Annotated in this window: 4 protein-coding genes; 2 read left to right on the top strand and 2 right to left on the bottom strand. The window is 68.2% G+C overall.

The features are described from left to right. Positions 1-94 precede the first annotated feature (94 nt). Positions 95-2,524 carry a PepSY domain-containing protein gene (locus SR858_RS25810; RefSeq protein WP_019923980.1) on the top strand — a complete coding sequence of 810 codons (2,430 nt, stop codon included), beginning with the start codon at positions 95-97 and terminating at the stop codon, positions 2,522-2,524. 27 nt (positions 2,525-2,551) lie between these two features. Here SR858_RS25810 and SR858_RS25805 read toward each other — a convergent pair whose 3' ends face one another. Beyond that, a complete protein-coding gene (locus SR858_RS25805; RefSeq protein ID WP_019923979.1) occupies positions 2,552-3,595 on the bottom strand; it encodes a histone deacetylase family protein in 1,044 nt (347 codons plus the stop codon). A 16-nt stretch (positions 3,596-3,611) separates the two neighbouring features. Further along, positions 3,612-5,213, bottom strand: a complete 1,602-nt coding sequence (gene gshA, locus SR858_RS25800) for a glutamate--cysteine ligase (protein ID WP_040378105.1) — start codon at positions 5,211-5,213, stop codon at positions 3,612-3,614. Between the two features lie 258 nt (positions 5,214-5,471). Between gshA and SR858_RS25795 the strand changes: the two genes are divergently transcribed. After that, complete coding sequence (locus SR858_RS25795; protein WP_019923977.1) at positions 5,472-20,981, top strand: Ig-like domain-containing protein; 15,510 nt, start codon at positions 5,472-5,474, stop codon at positions 20,979-20,981. Positions 20,982-21,003 lie beyond the last annotated feature (22 nt).

The raw sequence follows: 21,003 nt of genomic DNA, 5'->3' as shown, positions 1-21,003 counted from the left end.
GGCGACATTCCCCCTATTGTCTGCCCGCCATGCACCAGCCGATCCATCCGATCCTCGCCATTTCCGTTGTTTTTGCTGCCGGGAAGGTGACCCTGTGAAAAAGCTCTGGTTCCAGCTGCACTGGTTTGTCGGCATCACCGCCGGCACCATCCTGATCCTGATCGGGCTGACCGGGTCTATCCTGTCGTTCCGCGAAGAGCTGCTCGACTTCCTCAATCCCGGCGTGCGCAATATCGCGGTGCAGGATGCGCCGGTGCTGACGCCGCCGCAGATCGCCGCTGCCGCCAAGGCCCTGCACCCGGATGCGCGCATCGCCAGCATCATCATCTATTCGGAACCGGGCAGCACCGCGCGCGTGGGCCTGGCCCCTGCCAAGGGTGAGCAGCGCGGCGAGGCGATTTTCCTGAACCCGTACACCGGCGCGCTGCTGCCGCCGCTGCATTACGACGAAGTGTTCGAGTGGGTCGATTCGCTGCACCGCCACCTGCTGCTGCCGCGCGACGCCGGCCGCATCGCGCTCGGCATCCTGGCGCTATGCCTGCTGGGACTGTCGCTGAGCGGCCTGTATTTGCGCTGGCCGCGCCGCGCTGGCGACTGGCGCGCCTGGCTCAAGCTCGATCTGCGCCTGAAAGGCCGCTCGTTCCTGTGGGGCCTGCACTCGGTGGTGGGCACCTGGATGATGGTCGGCTACGTGATCTTCACGCTGACCGGCGTGTACTGGAGTTTCGACGTGGTGCGCAGCACGGTCGATGGCTGGCTCGGTGTGACGCGCGTGGCGCGCGAAGTACCCGGTCCCAGGCCGGCCAAGGGCGTCAAGCCGCCACCAGTGGACCTGGCCGCCAGCTGGGCCACGTTCGAAGGCGCCGCGCCCAACTGGCGCATGGCGTTCCTGCGCATACCGGAACGCGCCACCGCGCCGCTGCAAATCGTCTGGACTGCCAAGGATGCGCCGCACGTGCGCGCGCGCGGCCGCATGGCGCTCAACCAGCAGACCGGCGCCATGATCAAGAACGAGCCATACGCCGAGATGACAGTGGGTGGCCAGGCGCAGGCGTCGATCTATGCGCTGCACGTGGGCAGCTTCTTCGGCATGCCGGGCAGGATCGTGATGTTCCTCATCAGCCTGGCCTTGCCCGGCTTTGCCATCACCGGCTGGATGTTGTACCTGAACCGGCGCAAGCAAAAACGCAGCGCCGCCGCCGAGCGCAAGAAGTTCGCTGCCGCAGGTTCCGGCGCCGGTACGGTCGCTGCGGGTGCGGACGCCGTGCTGCTGGCCTACGCCAGCCAGACCGGTGCGGCCGAGCGCCTGGCGCTGCAAAGCGCGGCGGCCCTGCAGGCGGCCGGCGTGGCGGTGCACGTGCATTCGCTGGAAAAACTCACGCCGCCGCAGCTGGTCAAGTACAAACGCGCGCTGTTCGTCGCCAGCAGTTTCGGCGAGGGCGAGCCGCCCGACGCCGCGCGCCGCTTCAACCGCCTGCTGCACACGGCCGCCGAGGAACTGCAGCACATGCAGTACGCGGTGCTGGCGCTGGGCGACCGCAACTACGCGCAGTTCTGCGGCTTCGGCCACGCGCTCGACGCGCGCCTGCGCACCATGGGCGCGCAAGCGCTGCATCCGACCATCGAGGTCGATAACGGCGACGCCGGCGCGCTGGCGCGCTGGTCGGGCACCTTGCATGCGCTGATCGGCGGCTCGGCTTCGGAGGCACCGGACCTGGCCTTGTCGGCGGCTGTCGCCGATGACGATTACGCCAGCTGGCGCATCGTCGGCCGCGAGCTGCTCAACCCGGGCAGCGCGGGCGATGGCCTGTACGAGATCACCCTGTCCGGCGACCTTGCGGCCGACTGGCGTCCCGGTGCGCTGGCCGATATCTGGCCTGGCCATTACACGCCGGCCGGTGCACCGGAAGCGGTAGCGCCGCGCCGCTATTCGCTGGCCTCGCTGCCGGGCGACGGCGTGCTGCAACTGCTGGTGCGCCAGCTGCGTTACGAAGGCGCTTCGGGTCCGGCGCTGGGCCTGGCCTCGGGCTGGCTCACGCAGCATGCCCAGGTGGGCGACGAAGTACGGGTGCGGCTGATCGCCAATCCGGCGTTCGACATGCACACCGAGGCGCGGCCGGCGATCTACATCGGCAACGGCTCCGGCATGGCCGGTTTGCGTTCGCACCTGCGGGCGCGGGTGCAGGCCGGGCAGCAGCGCAACTGGCTGATCTTCGGCGAGCGCCAGCGCGAGTTCGACAGCATCTGCGCGCAGGAGATCGCCGGCTGGCGCGCGGCAGGCATGCTGCCGGAACTCGACCTGGTGTTTTCCCGCGACGTGACCGGCGGCGAGTATGTGCAGGACCGCATGCGCGTGCGCGCAGACGTGCTGCGCGACTGGATCGCCGAGGGCGCGGTGCTGTACGTGTGCGGCAGCTTGCAGGGCATGGCTGGCGGCGTCGATGCGGCGCTGGAAGAGATGATCGGGCGCGCGGCGCTCGATGACCTGATCGAGACCGGTCGTTACCGCCGCGACGTCTATTAAGTAAGAAGTAAAAACGGGGCGGCGCGGTTACAGCGCCGTCTCGAACCCTTCGAGCACGTTCACCACGTTCACGCCCAGCTCCTTGACCGCATAGCCGCCTTCGAAGATGAACGCGGTGGGCACATTCAGGTATGCCAGCCGCTCGCCGATCTTCAGGTAATCGGCGCTTTGCAAGGCAAACCGCGACAGCGGATCGCCCGCGAACGTATCGACTCCCAGCGACACCACCAGCGCGTCCGCGCCGAAGCTGCCGAGGCGGATGCAGGCCGTCTCCAGGGCCGCAAACCACGCCTTGGCCGAGCTGCCCTGCGGGAGCGGCAAATTCATGTTGAAACCGTGGCCCGCGCCGTCGCCGCGTTCGTCGGCGTGGCCGAGATAAAACGGGTATTCGCTGCGCGGGTCGGCGTGGATCGAGACGAACAGCACGTCGCTGCGGTCGTAGAAAATGCTCTGGGTGCCGTTGCCGTGGTGGTAGTCGATGTCGAGGATGGCCACCTTGCGGGCGCCGTCATCGAGCATGTGCTGCGCCGCCAGGGCGGCATTGTTGAGGAAGCAGTAGCCGCCGAAAAAATCCTTGCCGGCGTGGTGGCCGGGCGGGCGGCTCAGTACGAAGGCGCCGCGTTCGCCCAGGCGCAGCGCGTGGGCGGCGTTGACCGCGCAGTCGGCGCCGGTCTTGGCGGCGGTCCAGGTGCCGGCCGTCAGCGGTGTGCCGCTGTCCATCGAATACAGGCCCATGCGGGCCGTGAAATTATCGGGTTCGATGTCGTGGCGCAGCGAGCGCACCGGCCACACCGACGGGAAGGCGTCGCGTCCGGCGTTGGCCGGATCGAGCGCCAGCCACTCGCTCCAGGCCGTGCGCAGGAAATGCAGGTAGCGCGGGGTGTGGATGCGTTCGAGCGACATCAGCGGCACGCCCTGCGGCGTGACGATGCGGCCCAGGCCGCGCCGGCCCAGTTCGGCCAGCACCGAGTCGGCCCGTTCCGGCTTTTCAAAACACGGCACCAGGTCGCCACGGAAAAATTCGTGGCGGCCCCGGTGTTGGGCGTGCAGCTCGTTGTAGAAAGTTAGCACGCTCGGGCCCCGGTGTTCAGTCGCAGCCGGGAGTGGAGTGGCACAGGTTGCTGTTGCGGTAGGCGGCCACGTAGTCGTCGAACGCGATGCGCGGCGCCGCTTCCATGGCGGCCTGCTCGGCCAGCGATGCGGCGCCCATGGCGTCCAGCGCGGCGGCTTCCACTGCGCCGGGGGCTGCTTGGCGGAAGTACGCGGCGTGCTGTTCGCTTTGGGCCAGGCCGAAGGCGGCAAACGAGTTGTCGTGTTCGCGCAGGGCGACCAGCACTTGCGCCGACGGCGTGAGCGACGGGTCGGCCAGCTTGGCCGCTTGCGCGCGCAGGCTGTCCGCGTGGGCGGTGTCGCCGCGCAGGCTGTCGAGCAGCTCGGCGGCCGGGCGGATGCGCTCGAGCAGCTCCTCGCCCCACTGCGCCAGCGCGACCGGGCCGTGGTCGCCGTCGAGCAGCAAGCCCGGGCGGCGGCCTTCCTTGACCGTGCGCGCGAAGTTGGCGGTGTGGCGCGCGCCTTCTTCGGGCGTGATGGCCGGGCTTTCTTCCAGTGCGCAGAACAGCAGGAAGGCGTCGAGCAGGCGGCCGGCTGCCACGCTGATGCCGACCGGCTCGAACGGATCGACATCCATGCAGCGCACTTCGATGTATTGCACGCCGCGCGCGCACAGCGCCTGGATCGGCCGCTCGCCGGTCTGGATCACGCGCTTGGGACGGATGGTGGCGTAGTACTCGTTTTCGATCTGCAGCACGTTGGTGCTGAGCTGGATCCACTCGCCGTCGCGCTTGGTGCCGAGTTCGGCATAGGGCGCATACGGCTGGTTGACCGCGCGCGTCAGCGCCGCCACGTAGCTGTCGAGGCAGTTCTCGTGCGGGCGCAGGCCGGACTGGGCGTCGTTCTGATAGCCGAGGTCGCTCATGCGCAGGCTGGTGGCGTATGGCAGGTACAGGGTGTCGTCCGACAGCTGTTCGAGCTGGTGCGGGCGGCCGCGCAGGAAGCCGGCCGACAGCGCCGGCGAGGCGCCGAACAGATACATCAGCAGCCAGCTGTAGCGGCGGAAGTTGCGGATCGTGGCCAGGTAGGCTTCCGACTGGTAGGCCTTGGCGCCCAGCTGTTTCGGGTTCGGTTCGTTCTCGGCCAGTACGCGCCACAGCCGCTCGTCGAGCGAGTAGTTGTAGTGGATGCCGGCGATGCATTGCATGGCCTTGCCGTAGCGCAGCGCCAGGCCGCGCCGGTACACGTGCTTGAGCGTGCCGAGGTTGGACGTGCCATACCAGGCAATCTCGATGTCTTCCTCGGCCGGCAGCGCGCACGGCATCGACTGGCTCCATAGCAGTTCGTCGCCGAGCTTGCTGTACGCGTAGCGATGGATGCCGTCGAGGCTGGCGATGGTGGTGGCGATGTCGGACTGGGCAGGGGTGATGAATTCCAGCAGGGTTTCAGCGTAATCGGTGGTGATTTGCGGGTGCGTCAGGGCAGCGCCAAGGGCGACCGGGTGACGGGTGCGGGCCAGCTGGCCGGCGCCGTCGACGCGCAAGGTTTCCCGTTCGATGCCGCGCAAACCGCCTGCCAGCACGGCGCGGTGTTTTTCATCGGCCAGCAAGGCCAGGCGTCGTGTCAAAAGAGTTGGCAATTTGTAATCCTTTTAAGCAAATGCAGTAAGAGCTATTTTGGTGCTGAGAGTAACCGAAATTGGCCAACCCCGCCGAAACCCATCGAAAACGCCGGGAAAAGAAGAGCATTTTAACAAAATGCGTAATAGAAATTATGTGCGCCAACGGACGCCGGCATTTGCCGCACCGGACAAAGTGTTTGGCAGACAGGAAAATTTCGTGATCGCTTGGAAGCTACCCATAATCGTTCCTGTAGCGTAACTTTTTGGAGTAGCAAAATGAGCCAGCGCCAATACCACTCGGTCCTGTTTATCGATGCCCGCGTTGCCGACGCCGGGGTGTTCCTGACCTCGGCAAGCGCGGGTGTGCTGGTGGTGCAATTGGCGCCGGAAGGCGACGGCGTGCAGCAGATCGCCGCTGCGCTGGCCGGCCTGGAAGGGCTCGATAGCATCCAGATTGTGTCGCACGGCGCCAGCGGCCAGTTGCAGATCGGCGACACCGTGCTTGACGCCGCCAGCCTGGCCACCCATGCGGCCGCGCTGGCCGAGTGGGGCGGCGCCCTGCGCGCAGGCGGCGACTTGCTGTTGTACGGCTGCGACGTGGCCCAGGGCGACACCGGCGCCGCCTTCATCGACGCACTGGCGGTCCTTACCGGCGCCGACGTGGCCGCTTCTACCGATGTGACTGGCAGCGACCTGCTGGGCGCCAACTGGACGCTGGAAGCTGCCACCGGCAGCATTGAAGCGGCCAACGCCGTCTCGGTGCAGGCGCAGCAGGACTACGCCCACACGCTGGCGCTGGTCAACAACGGCAGCAATGGCACCCTGACCTTCAACACCAACAGCAACGCTACGCTGCTCAACGCCACCGGCCTGGCTGCCGGCACCGTGGTCAATGTCACCAACATCCTGAATACCGGCCTCGACCTGTATGCCCAGAGCGGCGGCCTCAACAACAGCAGCGTCACGGTCGTCAATGCCAATGGCGTGCTGGGCCTGACCGACGACCGCCTGACCATCAACGGTTCGCTGCTCTCGCCGGTCAGCTACGTGGACCTGCGCGCCAACAGCGGCGTGTTCGACCTGACCAGCATCAAGATCGGCAGTGGCAATGCGGTGGGCAATTTGCTGGGCAACGTGGTGTTTACCGTCTATGCGCTGGACGCCAACTTCCAGCCCACCGGCGGCGGCCAGTCGGTCACCGGCTTGCTCATCAACGAAGACGGCTTGCTCAACCTCGGTGCCTCGGCCAACTTCAAGGGCATCTTCGGCGTACGCATCGTCAATCCACTTGGTTTCGAAATCAGTATCGACGATGTGGCCGTGGCCAATGCCCGCGTGGCGCCGTCGATCACGTCGGCCGGGTACAACGCCAGCACCGGCGTGCTGACCGTGACCGCTGCCGGCATCAACGCCGGCGACAGCATCGATCCGTCCAAGCTCAGCCTGACCGGCCAGGGCGGCAGCTACACGCTGACGTCACCGCTGGTGACCGCCGCCAGCGGCACGTCATTCACGATCCTCCTCAACGCTGCCGACAAGCTGGCCCTCGGTGGCGTGCTCAACAACAACGGCGGCACGGCCGTCAGCGGCGTCGGCTTCAACCTGTCGGCCGGGTTGAACTGGGACGTCAGCCGCCCCAGCGGCCAGGACCTGACCGGCAACCCGGTCACCGTGAGCAACGTGGCAGCGCCCACCATCACCGGCGCCACCTACGACGCCACCACCCATGTGCTGACCGTCACCGGCAGCAACCTGGTCGGCACGCTGGGCGCGGCCAACGACATTACCGTCAGCAAGCTCTCGCTGCGCGGCGAAGGCGGCGTTGCCTATACCCTCAACACTACCGGCAACGTGGAAGTCACCAGCGCCACGTCGTTTTCGGTCACCCTGACCGGCGCCGACGTGGCGGCCATTGCCGCGCTGCTCAACCGCAACGGCACCGCGGCCAGCGGCGGCGCCACGTACCAGCTGACGGCCGGCGACGACTGGAACAGCGTGGTCACCGGCGGCAATATTGGTGTGGCCGGGGTGGGCATCGCGGTGTCCAACGTTGCCAACAGCCCGCCGACGATTACCGGTGTTTCGATCGGCAATGTCAACGACAACGCCACCATCAACCCGTTCGCCAACGTCAATGTCGCCGACATCGACGGCGACAACGTCAGCCTGACCATCAATTACACCGCCGCCAACGGCGTGCTGTCGGGCGCCGGCCTGACCGGCAGCGCCGGCAACTACACGCTGAGCGCCACCTCGCCGGCAGCGCTCAGCGCGCAGCTGAAAGCCTTGACCTTTACTCCGACCGACAACCAGGCCGTGGTGGGCGCCACCGTCAACACCACGTTTTCGCTCACCGCCGTTGATGCCAACGGCCTGGCCAGCGCGGTCAACACCGGTACCGTGGTCAGCGCGCTGTCGGTCAACGACGCCCCGGTCGTTACCGGTACGGTAGGTGGCCAGGCGGTGGCTGCCGGCGGTACCGTGCGGCCGTTTGCCAATGTCGTCATTGCCGATCCCGACGCGGGCAGCTCGGTGATCCTCACCATCACCGTCACCAATACCAATAGCAGCCTCGGTACCTTTACCGCCGCGTCGGCCGCTGCGGCCGGCTTTGTCACCACCGATGGCGGCCTGACCTACACCCACACGTCGACCGCTCCCGGCGCCGCCCAGGCGGCGTTGCAGGCGCTGGTGTACCAGGCGGCGCCCGGCCAGGCCGGCACCGCCACGCTGGCCATCGGCGTCAACGACGGCCATGTCATCGTCAGCAACAGCGTCACCACGGTGCAGTCCAGCGTGCCCAGCGCCACCACCGCGCTGGCGGTGGCGTTTTCTGCCGACAGCGGCATCAGCAATACCGACCTGGTCACCAATGTGGCCGCGCAAACCATCAGCGGCACCCTGTCCGCCGCCCTGCAAAGCGGCGAGCAGGTGCAAATCTCCCTCGACAACGGCGCCACCTGGGCCAATGCCACTGCCAGCGTGGGCAACACCGCCTTCACCCTGGCCGGCCAGACCCTGACCGGCGCCGGCGTGCTGCAAGTGCGGGTAACCAATCCCGGCGGCAGCAATACGCCATACAGCGTCAACTACAAGCTCGACACCACCGCGCCCACCACGACCGGCGGCGCCGTGAGTTTCTCGTCCGACAGCGGCGCCAGCAGCACCGACCTGATCACCCGTACCGCCCAGCAGACCGTCAGCGGTACGCTCACCGCCGGCCTGGCCGCCGATGAGCGCGTGGAAGTCTCGTTGAACAATGGCGTCAGCTGGACCACGGCCAGTTCCAGCGCCGGCAGCACCGCCTGGAGCCTGGCCGGCGTCACGCTTACCGGCAGCAATACCCTGCAGGTACGGGTCGTCGATGCCGCCGGCAACGCGGGCGCTGTACAAGGCACTGCCTATGTGCTCGACGTCACCGGACCCACCGCCACCCTGAGCACCAGTGTCAACGTGATGGGCGCGGGCCAGAGCACCGCGATCACGGTGTCGTTCTCGGAGGCGCCGTACGGCCTGTCGCTGGCCAGTTTTGCCGGCGTCAACGGCACCGTGTCGAACCTGCAGGCCACGGCCGATCCGCGCGTGTTTACCGTGGACTACTCTCCCAACGGCGGCCTGGGCGGCGTGCTCGGTGGCGTGCAACTGGTGGCCGGCACCTATACCGACGTGGCCGGCAATGCCGGCGGCGCGGCGTCCGCGCTGGGGATTTCGATCACGCTGGGACCGACGGTGGTCATCACCAGCGACAAGGCCAGCCTGAACGCCAGCCAGACGGCCAATCTGACCTTTACCTTCAGCGCCGTGCCGTTCGGGTTTGACGCAACCGACATCGTCGCCACCGGCGGCACCATCAGCAACCTGGTCAACCAGGGCGGCGGCGTGTACACGGCGCTGTTTACCCCGGGCGCCAACATCACGGCCCCGGCCTCGGTCACCGTTACCGGCGGCAGCTATACCGACTTCCTCGGCCTGTCCGGCGGCAGCGGCACCACGCCGGTGATCGCGGTCGATACCGTGGCGCCCACGCTGGCCATCACCAGCCCGGCCACGTCCCTCAAGCTGGGCGACACCACCACCGTGGTGTTTACCTTCAGCGAAGCGCCGCTGGGCTTCGTGGTGGGCGATGTGCAGGTTGCCAATGGCGTGCTCAGTAATTTCACCGTTACCGCCAACCCGCTGATCTACACGGCGCAACTGACGCCCAACAGCGGCGTGGCCTCGGGCGCGGTCACCTTGACCGTCAACTCGGGCACGTACACCGACGCTGCCGGCAACGGCGGCACGGCTGCCGTGTCGGCGCCGATTGCCATCGACACCGTGGCGCCGGTCACCACCGGCGCCAGCGTCACCTTCTCGGCCGACAATGGCCCCAGCAGCACCGACCTGGCCACCAATGTCGCTGCGCAAACCGTCAGCGGCACGCTCAATGCCGCGCTGGTGTCCGGCGAAACCGTGCAGGTGTCGCTCGATAACGGCGCCACCTGGGTCAATGCCAGCGGCACGGCCGGCAGCAACGGCTGGAGCCTGGCCGGCGTCAACCTGGCCGGCAGCAACACCTTGCAGGTGCGCGTGGCCGATGCGGCCGGCAACCTCGGCCCCGTCTCGAGCACCACTTATGTGCTCGATACCACGGCGCCTGCCGTGGTGGTGACCAGCAATGCCGCCGCCCTCGGCGTGGGCCAGAGCGCGGTGCTCACGTTCACCTTCACCGAGGCGCCGTTCAATTTCACGACTGCATCGCTGGCCGTGACCGGCGGCGTGGTCGGGAGCTTCACGTCCACTGCCAATCCGCTGGTGTACACGGCGGTGTTTACGCCGACGGCCGGCCAGTCCGGCGCCACCGCGAGCGTGGCGGTCAACGCGGGCGGCTACATCGACAACGCCGGCAATGCCGGCCAGGCCGGTGCCCCGGCAACCTTCGCCGTCAACACCAGCGTGCCCACGCTGACCATCACCAGCAATGACAACGCCCTGGCAATCGGTGACACCGCGCAGATCACGTTTACCTTCAGCAGCGCACCGACCGGCTTTTCGGCCGCCAGCATTGCCGCCGGCAACGGCACCTTGAGCGGTTTCACCGCCACCGCCAATCCGCTGGTCTATACCGCCCAGTTCACGCCGACGGCCGGCCTGGCAGCGGCCACCGCCTCGGTGGTGGTGGCTGGCGGCGCTTACGCCGACGCGTTCGGCAACAGCGGCAGCGGTGCCGCCTCGCTGCCGATGGCCATCGATACGCTGGCGCCCACGCTCACCATTACCAGCGGCAGCGCCGCGCTGGGCGTCGGCCAGACCACCCAGGTGACGTTTACCTTCAGCGAAGCGCCGGTCGGCTTCGACGCCACCACCGTCACCGCCAGCGGCGGTACCTTGAGCGGCCTGGTCGCCACTGCCAACCCGCTGGTGTACACGGCGCTGTTTACCCCGAGCGCCGGCATCCAGGGCGTGGGCGCCAGCTTCGCGCTGGCGCCGGGCGCCGTCACCGACGCTGCCGGCAATGCCGTCGGCACACCTGTGCAGCCAACCCTGGCCATCGATACCCAGGCGCCGGTAGCCGTGGCCAGCAGCGCGGTGTTCTCGGCCGATAACGGCATCAGCGCCACCGACCTGCTCACCAATGTCGCCGCGCAAACCATCAGCGGCACGCTGGGGCAAATCCTGGGCACGGGCGAGACAGTGGAAGTCTCGCTCGACAACGGCGCCTCCTGGACTGCCGCCATCACCACCGGCACCGCCTGGACCCTGGCCGGCCAGACGCTCGCTGGCAGCAACGTGCTGCAAGTGCGCGTGGTGGACGCTGCCGGCAACCACGGCGCCGTCTATGCCCGTACTTACCAGCTCGACACGTCGGTCCCCGCCGCCAGCATCAATGCCAGCGCCACCGCGCTCAAGATCGGCGAAACCGCCACCATTACCATCAGCTTCACCGAAACGCCGGTGGGCTTCACCAGCGCCAGCCTGGCCGTGACCGGCGGCACGCTCGGCACCCTGACCGCTACCAGTAACCCGCTGGTCTACACGGTAGTCTTCACGCCGACCGCCGGCGTCAACAACGGCAGCGGCACCGTGCAGGTAATCCCCGGCAGCTATACCGACAGCGCCGGCAATGCCGGCCTCGGTGCTGCGATCCCGACGATTGCCATCGACACGCTGGCGCCCACCACCATCGGCGGCGCCGTCAGCTTCTCGAGCGATACCGGCGCTGCTGGCGACCTGGTGACCAGCGTCGCCGCGCAAACGATCAGCGGAACCCTGAACGCCAACCTGGCCGCCGGCGAAACGGTGGAAGTCTCGCTCGACAATGGCGTGACCTGGGTGGCAGCGACTGCCGCTGCTGGCACCAGCGGCTGGACCCTGGCCGGCCAGACCCTGTCGGCCGGCTTCGGCCAGCAGGTGCAGGTGCGCGTGTCGGACGCTGCCGGCAACCATGGCGCTGCGACCGGCTTTGGCTATACGTTTGACAATACGCCACCGACGGTGCAGGTCACCAGCAGCCTGGTTTCGCTCAACAGCGCCGATACGCCGCTGATCACCTTCACCTTCAGCGAAGCGCCGGCGAATTTCTCCAACACCAGCCTGTTGGTCAGCGGCGGGGTGCTGGGCCCCGTGATCGCCACCGCCAATCCGCTGGTGTACACGGCCGTACTGACGCCCACACCGGGCCAGGCGGCAGGCACGGCGACGGTCGTCGTGGCGGACGGCACTTACACCGATGCAGCCGGCAACGCCGGCGTGGGCGCCAGTACGCCCACCATCAACTACAACACGGCAGCGCCCGGCGTGGCGATCAGCAGCGATGTGGCCGCCCTCAACGGCAGCGGTACGGCGCTCATCACGTTCCGCTTCAGCACCGTGCCTACCGGCTTTGCCAATGGCGCTGTGACAGTCACCGGCGGCACCTTGAGCGCAATTACCGTCGATGCCGGCGATCCGCTCGTGTACACCGCCGTGTTTACGCCAGCGGCCGATCAAACACAGGGTACGATCACCATCGCCGATAACGCCTACAACGCAGGCGGCACGAGCGGCGTGGGCGCCAGCCTGGCGCCGCTCGTCATCGACAACGTGGCCCCCACCCTGGCCATTACCACCGACACCGCCATGCTCAAGACCGGCGCCACCGCGCTGATCACGTTGACCTTCAGCGAGGCGCCGGTCGGCTTTACGCTGGCCAGCCTGGGCGCCGCCGACGGTGCATTCAGCAACCTGGTGCAAACCGCCAACCCGCTGGTGTACACGGCGGTGCTGACGCCGTTTGCCAGCGTGGCGGCAGGCAGCGCCCAGATCACCGTGGCGCCGTTCACCGACCTGGCCGGTAATCCCGGCACTGTCAGCGTCACGCCCACCATCGTCATCGATACCGTCGTGCCGCTGATCACCGGTGCCAGCGTGACGTTCTCGGCCGATCACGGCGCCAGCGGCACCGACCTGGTGACCGATACCGCGCTGCAGGATATCTCCGGTACCCTGTCGGGCGCGCTGGGGTCAGGCGAGTTGGTGGAAATCTCGCTGAACAACGGCACCACCTGGCTGACCGCAGTTGCCGCGCCGGGCGCCACGAGCTGGCAGTTGCCCGGCCAGCTGCTCTCCGCCGGCAGCGGCGCCGTGCAGGTGCGCGTGAGCGATACCTTCGGCAACCACGGCCCGGTGAGCGCGTACGCCTATACCATCGACGCCACGGCGCCCACGGTGGCCATTGCCAGCGCGATGACCAGCCTGCGCGACGGCCAGTCGGCGCTGATCACGTTGACCTTCAGCGACGCGCCCATCGGCTTCGTCCAGGCCGACCTGGTGCCGACCGGCGGCACCCTGAGCAACTTCACCGTCACCGCCAACCCCCTGGTGTACACCGTGCTGCTCACCCCAACGGCAGGCTCGACAGTTGGCGCCAGCGTCAGCCTGGCCGATGGCCTGTACACCGATGCGGCCGGCAACCTTGGCACTGGCGGCGCCCTGCCATCGATCTCGGTCGATACCGTGGCGCCATCGCTGACTATCGATACCAGCACCAGCAGCCTCAAGGTGGGCGAGACCGCCACCATCACGTTTACCTTTACCGAACCGCCGGTCAGCTTCACGCTCGGCGATATCAGCGCCGCCAACGGCACGCTTGCCAACTTCATCGCCAGCGCCGACCTGCTGGTGTACACCGCGACCTTCACGCCGCAGCCGGGCCTGGCCGGCGCCAACGTCTTCATCAGCGTGGCGCCGAATGTGGTGGTGGACGCTGCCGGCAACATCGGCACCGGCGCCAGCAGCGCGCCGATCGCCATCGACACGCTGGCCCCCGGCATCACCGGCGCGTCGGTCGCCTTCTCGGCCGACAATGGCGTCAGCAACACCGATTTGATCACCGATACTGCTGCCCAGGTCATCAGCGGCACCCTCAACGGCGCGCTGGGCACCGGCGAACGGGTGCAAGTCTCGCTCGACAACGGCGCCAGCTGGCTCACCGCAGTGGCCACGTCCGGCACGCAATGGGCGCTGGCGCTGCAAGTGCTGCCCGATAATGGCGGCGCGGGCGGCACGGTGCAGGTGCGCGTGGCCGACGTGGCCGGCAACACCGGCCCGGTGTTCTCGGCCAACTACCTGCTGGACCTGGTGGCGCCTACCATGACGATTGTCAGCAGCACCACCGTGCTGCGTGACGGCGAGATAGCCACCTATACATTGACCTTCAGCGAAGCGCCGGTCGGCTTCGATGTCACCGACCTGGTGGCCATCAACGGCACCCTGGCCAGCTTTACCGTCACCGCCGATCCGCGCGTGTACACGGTACAACTGACGCCTGACGCCGGCCTGGCCGGCGCCGGCGCTTACGTCAGCCTGGTGGTCGGGCAGTACACCGACGCTGCCGGCAATCTTGGCGCGGGCTTCACGTCGGCGCCGATCGCGGTTGACAGCGCCCCGCCCGTGCTGCAAATTACCAGCAACGCCGGCATCCTGGCGCTGGGCCAGCAGGCCGTGATCAATTTCAGCTTCAACGAACTGCCGGTCGGCTTCGATATCGGCGATATCGTGGTCACCGGCGGCACCATCAGCGGCTTCGCCCAGACTGCCAATCCGCTGGTGTATACGGTGATTCTCACGCCCGACCAGGGCGTGGCCAACGGCACCGCCAGCATCACCGTGGCCGGCGGTTATACCGACGTGGCCGGCAATCCGGGCGGGCTGGCGTCGATGACGCCGATCAGCTACAGCACGCTGGCGCCCACCACCATCGGCGCGTCGGTGGCGTTCTCGAGCGACACCGGCATCAGTGGCAGCGACCTGATTACCAACAATCCGCTGCAATCGATCGCCGGCACCCTGAGCGCCAACCTGGCCGCCGGTGAAACGGTCGAAGTCTCGCTCGATGGCGGCGCCAGCTGGAGCGCTGCCGTCACCCCGGCCGGCGCCAATGCCTGGGCGCTGCCGGCGCCGGTGCTGCTGGCCGGCGCAGGACAGGTGTACGTCCGCGTCAACGACGCTGCCGGCAACCATGGCCCGGTCTGGTCGTCGGCCTACGTGATCGACACCACCGCACCGAGCGTGGTCATCACCAGCGATCTGACCACGCTGTCGGCCGGCCAGAGCGCCAATCTCACCTTTACCTTCAGCGAAGCGCCGCAGTTCTTCACCGCCGCCAGCCTGACGGTGGAAGGCGGCACCATCAGCGGCCTGGCGGTCACCGCCAACCCGAACGTGTACAGCGCGGTGTTTACGCCCGCTGCCGGTTACAACGGTGCCGCCAACGTATCGCTGGCGCCCGGCGGCTTTATCGACACCGCCGGCAACCCCGGCCTCGGTGCCGCCGCGCCGACCATGCTGGTCGATGCGGTGGCGCCAAGCCTGGTCATCACCAGCAGCAGCGCCCAGCTCAAGGCCGGCGACACGGCGGTGATCACCTTTACCTTCACCGAAGCGCCGGTGGGCTTCGGGCCCGATGATGTCGATGTGTCCAACGGCGTGCTGTCGGGTCTGACCGCCACCGCCGATCCGCGGGTGTACACGGCGCTGTTTACCCCGAGCGCCGGCGTGTCCGGCGCCAGCGCCGCCATCGGCGTGGCGGCGGGCGGCTACACCGACCTGGCCGGCAATGCCGGCGCCGCCGCCGCCGGCGTGCAGATTCCGGTCGATACGCTGGCGCCGGCGTCGTCCGCGATCGGCTTCCCGGACTTTTCGGCCGATACCGGAGTGAGCAATGCCGACCTGGTGACGTCGGTGGCTGAACAGACTGTCAGCGGCCGGCTGTCGCTGCCACTGGCGGCCGGCGAGAGCGTGCAGGTTTCGTTCGACAACGGCATCACCTGGCAGACCGCCACGGTGGCCACCAATGGCGCCGAGACCACCTGGTCGCTGGCGCATACCCTGACCGGCAGCGGCGTGCTGCGGGTGCGGGTGGCCGACACCTTCGGCAACCTCAGCCCCGAAACCTTCAACAACTACACGCTCGACCAGAGCGCGCCCACCGTCACCATCACCAGCAACGTGGCGGTGGCCAACGGCGTCGATGGCGCGGTCATCACCTTCACGTTCTCCGAGCCGCCTGCCGGCTTCTCGGCGGCCAGCCTGGCGGTAACCGGTGGTGCGCTGGGGGCGCTCACCGCCACCGCCGATCCGCTGGTGTACACCGCTGTCTTCACGCCGCAGGCCGGCGTGGCGGCCGGCACCGCCAGCATTGCCGTCACCGGTGCATACGGCGACACCGCCGGCAACAGCGGTGCGCCGGGCAGCCTGCCGTCGCTGCAGATCGATACGGTGGCCCCGGTTGCCACCGTCACCGGCGGCGTGCAGCTGTCGAACGATACCGGCACCCCGGGCGACCTGATCACCAATGATCCGCAGCAGACCCTGAGCGGCACGCTGTCGGCGCCGCTCGCTGCCGGCGACGTCGTGCAAGTGTCGGTCGATGGCGGCCAGACCTTTGCCGCCGCCACTGTCACCGGCACCGGCTGGACCCTGGCCGGCCAGATCCTGGCCGCCAGCGGCACCCTGGTGGTGCGCGTGGCCGATGCCGCCGGCAATGTCAGCACCGCTGTCAGCACGCCGTACACGGTCGATACGGTGGCGCCAACCGTGGCCATTGTCAGCAGCAGCGCAGTGCTGTTGCCGGGCCAGAGCACCACGCTCACCTTGACCTTCAGCGAGGTGCCGCAAGGCTTGACGGCCGCGGCCCTGGCGGTCACCGGCGGCACCGTGAGCGGCTTTGCGGTCACCGCCAACCCGGCCGTGTACACCGCCGTGTTCACGTCCGACCCGGGCTATACCGGCGCCGTCGGCGTCACCGTGGCTGCCGGCAGCTACAGCGATGCGGCTGGCAACGCGGGCACCAGCGGCACGTTGCCGGGACTGGTCGTCGATGGCAGCGCGCCGACGCTTGCCATTACCAGCGACGTGACGGCGCTCAAGGCCGGCGACACCGCGCTGATCACCTTTACTTTCAGCGAGGCGCCACAGGGCTTTACCGCCGACGATATCGTGGTGGCCAACGGTGTGCTGTCCGGCTTGACGGTCACCGACAATCCGCTGGTGTACACCGCGCGGTTCACGCCGGACGCCGGCCTGGCCAGCGGCAACGCCGCCATCAGCGTGGCGGCTGCGGTGTATACCGACCTGGCCGGCAATGGCGGCCTGGGCGCGGTCGCACCGCAGATCGCCATCGACACCCTGGCGCCGCTGACCGTCGCCATCGGCGTGCCCGGCTTTTCGGCCGACACCGGCGCCAGCAACACCGACCTGGTCACGTCGGTGGCTGCCCAGACCGTGCGCGGCAACCTGTCGGTGCCGCTGGAGGCCGGCGAGCGCGTGGAAGTGTCGTTCGACAACGGCGCCAACTGGCAAACCGCCACGGTGGACACCACCGGCGCCGCCTGGACCATCGACCACACGCTGGCTGGCAGCGGCGTGCTGCGGGTGCGCGTGGCCGACGCCTTCGGCAATACCGGTCTCGAAAGCGCCACCGACTACGTGCTCGACCAGAGTGCGCCGCAGGTCACGCTTAGCAGCGATGTTGCCGCCATCGGCGCCGCCGGCACGGCCGTCATCACGCTGACCTTCTCCGAAGCCCTGGCTGGCGTCACCGCCGCCAGCTTGAGCACCACGGGCGGCACCATCGGCGCCCTGGTCGCCACTGCCGACCCTACCGTGTACACCGCCGTCTTCACGGCCGAAGCCGGTTACAACGGCCCGGTCGGCGTGGCGCTGGCCGCCGGCAGCTACACCGACGTAGCCGGCAACCCCGGCGTGGGCGGTGCGCTGACGGGCCTGGTGGTGGACACCATCGCACCGACCCTGGTCATCACCAGCAGCACCGACGCCGTCAACAGCGCCGGTACCGCGCTGATCACCTTCACCTTCAGCGAAGCGCCGCTGGGCTTCGACAGCGCCGCCATCGCGGTCACCAATGGCGCGCTGTCGGGGCTGACCGCTACCGCCGACCCGCTGGTGTACACGGCGGTGTTTACGCCCAACGCCGGCGTGGCCAGTGGCACCGCCGCCATCACCGTGGCCGCTGCCGCCTACACCGACCTGGCCGGCAATGGCGGCATTGCCGCCATCGGCCCGCAAATCGCCATCGACACGCTGGCCCCGCTCGCAGTTGCCAGCGGCAGCCCGCGTTTCTCGTCCGATACCGGCATCAGCAGCACCGATCTGATCACGTCGGCAGCGCAGCAGACGGTCAGCGGCGATTTGTCGCTGCCGCTGGCAGCCGGCGAAGCGGTGCAGGTATCGTTCGATGACGGCGCCACCTGGCAAATCGCCACGGTCAATGGCACCGGCTGGTCGCTCGACCACGCGCTGACCGGTAACGGCGTGCTGCAGGTGCGCGTGATCGACGCTGCCGGCAACACCAGCCCCGCCACCGTCAACGCCTACGTGCTGGCGCAGGCAGCGCCCACCGTCGTCATTACCAGCAACGTGCCGGTGGCCAACGGCGTCGAGCCGGCCATCATCACCTTCACCTTCTCGGCCGCGCCGGTGGACTTCACTGCCGCCAACGTGGCGGTCACCAGTGGCACCCTGGGGCCGCTTACCGCCACCGCCGACCCGCTGGTATACACCGCCACCTTCACGGCGCCTGCCGGCGTGCCGGCCGGTACCGCCACCATTGCCGTGTCGGGCTTTAACGATGCTGCCGGCAACAGCGGCACCAATGCCACGCTGCCATCGCTGCAGATCGATACCGTGGCGCCGGTAGCCGCGGCGACCGGTGCCATCGGCTTCTCCACCGACAGCGGCACGCCTGGCGACCTGGTCACCAACAATCCACGGCAATCGCTGAGCGGCACGCTGTCGGCGCCGCTGGCCGAGGGCGACGTGGTGCAAGTGTCGATCGACGAGGGCCGCACCTGGGTCACGGCGATTGCCATCGGCCAGGCCTGGACCCTGGACGGCCTGACCCTCCCAGAGAACGTCAGCGGCACCCTGGTGGTGCGGGTGGCCGACGCGGCCGGCAACGTCAGCGCCGCCCAGAGCGTGCCTTACCTGGTGGACACGATCGCCCCGACCGTCACCATCACCAGCAGCGCCGCCGCACTGGTCGAAGGACAGGGCGCCACGCTGACCTTTACCCTCAGCGACGCCGGCGTGCTCAACGTGTCCAACATCATCGTCACCGGCGGTACGCTGACCAACTTCACCGGCAGCGGCACCACCTACACCGCCACGCTTACCGCGACCGGCACCGCGCCGGTCTCGATCGGCGTGCCGGGCCAGCTGCTGACCGATGCCGCCGGCAACACCAACAGCGCCACCGTGCCGCTGGTGCTGCCGGTCAATAGCGGCCAGCTGACCACGGTCGATGGTGTCGGTATTGTGACCGTGATCGGCGTGGACGACCGTACCGGGCTGATCTCGCGCACGGTGACCGTGCCAGTGATTAACCCTGGCCGGGACGACGTGGAGGGTACCCCGCATCCCACGCTGGCCGACATTCCGCTTGGCATCGCGGCCAACGCCAACGGCGTGGGCAGCACCCTGACCGTCAGCGTACCGGTGGGCGTGGGCTTCGAGTCCACCGGTCCGTCGGTCCTGCTGGCCGGCGCCATGGCGGCGACCGACCTGATCGGCCGCATCGACGACCATACGGTCGTCAGCAGCACCCGCACCGCGATGGAAGACCAGGCGCGCCTGTTCCTGGCCAGCCAGGATGCCAGCGAGCTGCAGCAGAATGGCACCTTGCGCATCTCGGGCAACAGCACCATCAACGATACCTGGCTGCTGATTGCCGGCGACACTTCGGTGCAGGCCGGCACCATGGCTGCCGCACAGGGACCGCGCGCCGGCGCCCTGGCCGCTGCCGCCGCCGTGATCGATCCCGATACCGAGATCGCGCTGGTGATCGATGCACGCGGCCTGTCCGGCGTGGGCCTGCAGATCGATAATCTCGACTTCGGCGCCATCGTCGGCGCGGCGCGTGTGCAGGGTGGGCAGGGTAGCAACTTCCTGATCGGCGACGCCGCCGCCCAGCACATCACCCTCACCGTGGGCCTCGACAACGACACGCTGTACGGCAACGGCGGCAACGATATCCTGGGCACCGGTGGCGGCAACGACTACCTCGACGGCGGCGACGATGACGATATCCTGTTCGCCGGCGCCGGCAACGACGTCCTGGTGGCAGGCGCCGGCAACGACGTGCTGCAGGGTGGCCGCACCGACAGCGGCCAGTGGCGCTTCACGCTCAAGGCCGATGGCACCGTGCTGGGCACGCACGAATCGACCCTGCTTGGCGTCACGCAAACCATCGCCACGTCCGAGCTCAATATGAGCATCCAGCAGCTGGGCTTTGTGGCTGCCGATGCCGTGCGCCTGGAAACGCTGTCGCTGCTGTACCACGCGGCGTTCGACCGCGCCCCCGACCTGATCGGCCTGACGTACTGGACCAACCAGGCCATGACGGCCCAGCAATACGCTGGCGCCTTCCTGGGCCAGGTCGAGGCGCGCGATGGCCTGATGAAGCTCGGTAACGCCGACTTCGTCTCGGCCCTGCTGCGCAACACGCTCGACCGCGAACCGACCGCCGCCGAAATGTCCGGCTTCGTGGCGCGGCTCGATGCGGCGCCCGGCGACGTCGGCGTGCGCGCCGCCGTGCTGACCGATATCGCCAACAGCGACGCCCACAAGGCCGCGTGGTGGACCGCCGACGGCATGGACCTCGGTGGCCGCACGCTCGATCAGGAACAGGGCTGGCTTGCCGGCTCCGGCAACGACCGGCTGGTGGTCGGCAGCGGGTCCAACCTGCTGGTCGGCGGCGACGGCACCGACACGGCCGTGTTTACCGGCGCGGCTGCCGGCCATCAAGTGGTGCTGGCCAACGAAACCGTCTATGGCGACAACGGCGCCGACGTGATGGTGGGCCAGGGCCTGGGCAGCATGAACACCGTGCGCCAGATCGAGCTCGGCGAATTCGACGGCAAGGTGTTCGACCTGTCCTTCACCCAGGCCGCCACGTCCACGCTGCGCGAAATCGGCATGTTGTACCAGCTCACGCTCGACCGCGCGGGCGACCTCGAGGGCTTCCAGTACTGGCTGGCGCAGAACACCACCGGCGCCACGCTGGCCCATGGCTTCACGCAGTCGGCCGAGTTCCAGCGGCTGTACGGCACGCTCGACGACGCCGCCTTCGTGACCCAGCTGTACCGCAACATCACCGATGCGGCGCCCGATACGGCCACGCTGGCGCGCTGGGACACTTACCTGGACAACCACAGCCGCGACGAAATGGTGGCGCAACTGGTGGTCGATGCGACCCTGGTCGGCATCCAGAGCGGCGCCAACGGACTGGCCCTGGTCGGTTACTGGTAACTTGATATTCTGAATCCGGAGA

The organism is Duganella zoogloeoides, assembly GCF_034479515.1.
Classification (GTDB): Bacteria; Pseudomonadota; Gammaproteobacteria; order Burkholderiales; family Burkholderiaceae_D; genus Rugamonas; species Rugamonas zoogloeoides.
The sequence above is the reverse complement of the archived record's forward strand: the minus strand, read 5'-3'. Positions and strand labels throughout refer to the sequence as shown.

Coding starts and splice junctions, on each gene's coding strand:
- SR858_RS25795 (WP_019923977.1), top strand. CDS start 5,472: ATGAGCCAGCGCCAATACCACTCGGTCCTGTTTATCGATGCCCGCGTT.